Below are 3,227 nucleotides of genomic sequence, written 5' to 3' on the forward strand. Positions count from 1 at the left end.
TATAGAGTGATTTTTTTATGGTGGTATTGCGCACGCTTAAGGTCGCTGATAGTAAAACCTTACGATTATCCCTATCGGTATAAATATCTGAGTAAATTGGTACATAAAAGGTTTGTTTATAGCCAAACTGGCTGTGATCGACTTTTTTAGAGTGCTTCTCAAGCTCTTGAATCGGGTCTTGGTGCTTCTCTGAAAACATGACATTTGGGTTTTGTTTCGACTCATCACAGCCGCTGAACAGCATGAGACTGGCAAGACACAGCACGGATATGCAGCACTTATTCATAACGTTATCCCTAGCGATTAGTGTACTTTAACCCCTACACTACGTAAAAAAGTATTGATATGTTTGTTAGCGCCATATACCACTAGCACATCATTTTCTTGTAGCACTTGCTCTGGTGTGGCCAATCCCTGAATACTGGGTTTGCTCTGCTGACGGCCAAAGCTGTCTTCATAATGCTCATAGCGCATGGTACTCAATAGCTTGATATTAAACTTATTTTCTAGCTGTAATGTCGCTATTTGTTTGCCAATCAAAGGAGTAGGAATAGCAATCTCGACAATACTAAAGTTGTCAGTCAATTCAAAAGAATCAACGAAATAGCGCAATGACAGCCGTTTTGCCCAGCGCATCGCCGATTCTTTTTCAGGATGGAAAATATCGTCGACCCCAATCGCTTGCAGTACTTTTTCATGTAAGGGGTTGATACTACGACTGATTAAGCGCTTGGCTTTTAAAGTTTTAAACAACGCCGTTGCCATAATGTTGGCCCCTTCGTTTTCCCCAATCGCCACCACCACTATATCGGTATCCATAATAGGCAAGCCATTGACCGTATATTCGTCGGTGGCATCCATGCAGATAGTATGAGTGATGGCTTCTTTATACGCTTCAACCTTTTGCATGCTGCTATCAATGGCGATGACTTCATGACCTTGGCTCGTCAGCGCCATGCCTAACGAAGACCCAAAACTGCCCAAACCTGCAATGATATATTTCATAATATTCCTTGTCACTCATGCCACCGTAAAAGCAGCAATTGCGACGTGTTTAGTTAATGCCTAATGAGTTATAAATTATTTTTTTAATTAACATTTTTTAATTAACATTAAGTTAATTGATAGTAATCTCTTCAGTCGGATAACGATAGTTACGCTGATATCTATTCTTCAGTAGCGCAATAAATATCGTCAACATCCCCACCCGCCCGACAAACATAATCACCGAAACGACAAGTTTGTTAAAGGTCGATAACTCGGTGGTTAAATTTAAACTCAAACCAACCGTGCTATAGGCAGAAAAGCATTCGAAAATCACTTTAATCAAATCAAGCTCGGGCTGATCGTAACTGATAAGAGTGACCCCCATGCCAATGACAAATAAAGACAGCCACATAATGGAAAAGGCCCGACGAATAGAGATGTCAGCAATCTCGCGCTGAAACACTTCAACCTTGGTCTGACCACGGGCTAAGCTCAAGGTGTTTAACACTGCAATGGCAAAGGTGCTGGTTTTTATACCACCGCCGGTAGAATTTGGTGAAGCACCAATCCACATCAAAAAAATCGTCAGCATAATAGTCGGAAACGCGAGCGCATCCATATCGGCAATATTAAAACCTGCGGTACGCGGAGTGGCCGCCGTAAATAGCCCTGTGATTAGCTTAGCGTAAAAACTCTGATGCTCAGCAAGGATGCCGTTGTATTCAAACAGCATGACCCCGACCACACCAATTAACAATAAAGCGCCGGAGGTAATTAACGTAATACGGCTATTGATACTCAGTAGCCACGGCTGATAGCCGTAACGTGGATCATTTTGGAAAATCGCCCTTTGGGCACGGTGACGCAGAAAGCGCAATAGATTGACGACAATGATAAAACCCATGCCGCCAAATAAGAAAGTGGTACTAATAATAAGCTGTAAAGGATAATTAAAGCGCAGTGACTCATCGTATAAGCCGGCGCTAAAGGTCGAGAATCCTGCATTACAAAATGCAGAGATGGCATGGAATATCGCAAAAAATAGCCTTTCTGCAAAGCTCATCCCGGGTAAATCATAGATACTAATATAAATCAAAATAGCAGCCAGTGCCTCAACCCCAAAAGTCACATATAAAATGGACTTAAGGGTGGTGACCATATCGCCCATCCTTCGTGAAACGTTCATTTCACTGATACTAAGCTGCGTCTCATAACTGACGCCGCCCTTAAAAAAATAGCTAAAGTAGGTCACAAAGGTCAGAATACCCAAACCGCCAATTTGAATCAGCCCGATGATAATCAGCTGCCCAAACGTGGTAAAACGGGTCGCCGTATCCACCACAATCAGCCCTGTCACACAGACCGCACTGGTAGCCGTAAATAGGGCGTCGACAAAGGATATCGGCTCAGTGGTGGCATTGGGCATCATCAGCAGCAATGCTCCGACCAATACCACGGACAAAAAACTTAAGATAAAAAATTGACCTGGGTTTAAAAAAGCCCGATTAAGGCTAAATTTATTGTCCGATATCTCACGGATAAAGGTGACAAAAACAGCAATCTTAATCGCAATAAAACCATCTACCGGCATCGATAATCCGGAGCGCGCCAGCTCAAAGAAATGCACCGCCAATAGCACAACAATAGCGACACTGGTTAGTAAATCGAAAACCGCGACTTTATTAACCGATAATCGTGACTTTGAGCGCATATAACGCCCTACCGTGGCCACAAAACCCAATAAAATAATCATTAAATAAAAAATATGAAAAATATGCTGTAGCCATGTCGTGAGCGTAAAACCACTATCGACTAAGGCAATTCCAACGCCAATGGCGCCAATAACAATCGTGAACTTATTCAACAGCCGATACGGTAGGGCTGGATGCATAGCCTAATTCCATGAAAGGAGTAACGATAATACTTATACGCCTTTTTTTCGCCATCCACTAAGACTGTTTTTAAAGAATCGTAACCAGTTATGACATCTTTTATGCTTGTCTTTTGTTCAATATCTAACCTCGCAGCCTTTATTGTGAATACAATTATTTTGCACCGATAGGCAATCTATATTTTTTGAATAAAATGATTAGGATTTCAAAATCGATACTAAGCACAGGCGTCATATAGATTTGCTTAGCCTAAAAATAAAAAAGCTTTCAAGCTATATATCTTATAGCTTGAAAGCTTTTTTAGCACTTATTTACAGCAGGTGTTTACAGCGATTTTTTATAACAGTT

At 41.5% G+C, this 3,227-nt stretch carries 3 protein-coding genes; all 3 read right to left on the reverse strand.

Features of this window, described 5'->3' with window-relative positions:
- Nucleotides 1-286 (reverse strand): DUF3124 domain-containing protein (locus tag ACT3TU_RS13770; protein ID WP_444784497.1); only part of this gene is annotated, 286 nt, incomplete at its 3' end.
- Between the two features lie 17 nt (nt 287-303).
- Nucleotides 304-1,005: a potassium channel family protein gene (locus ACT3TU_RS13775; protein WP_192529277.1), complete on the reverse strand. Its 702-nt coding sequence runs from the start codon at nt 1,003-1,005 to the stop codon at nt 304-306.
- Between the two features lie 112 nt (nt 1,006-1,117).
- On the reverse strand, nt 1,118-2,878 hold the full coding sequence (locus ACT3TU_RS13780; protein ID WP_192529278.1) for a TrkH family potassium uptake protein: 1,761 nt from the start codon (nt 2,876-2,878) through the stop codon (nt 1,118-1,120).
- Between the last annotated feature and the right edge of the window lie 349 nt (nt 2,879-3,227).

Origin of the sequence: Psychrobacter sp. AOP3-A1-26 (assembly GCF_052378235.1) — a bacterium.
In the GTDB taxonomy this organism is placed as follows: Bacteria; Pseudomonadota; Gammaproteobacteria; order Pseudomonadales; family Moraxellaceae; genus Psychrobacter.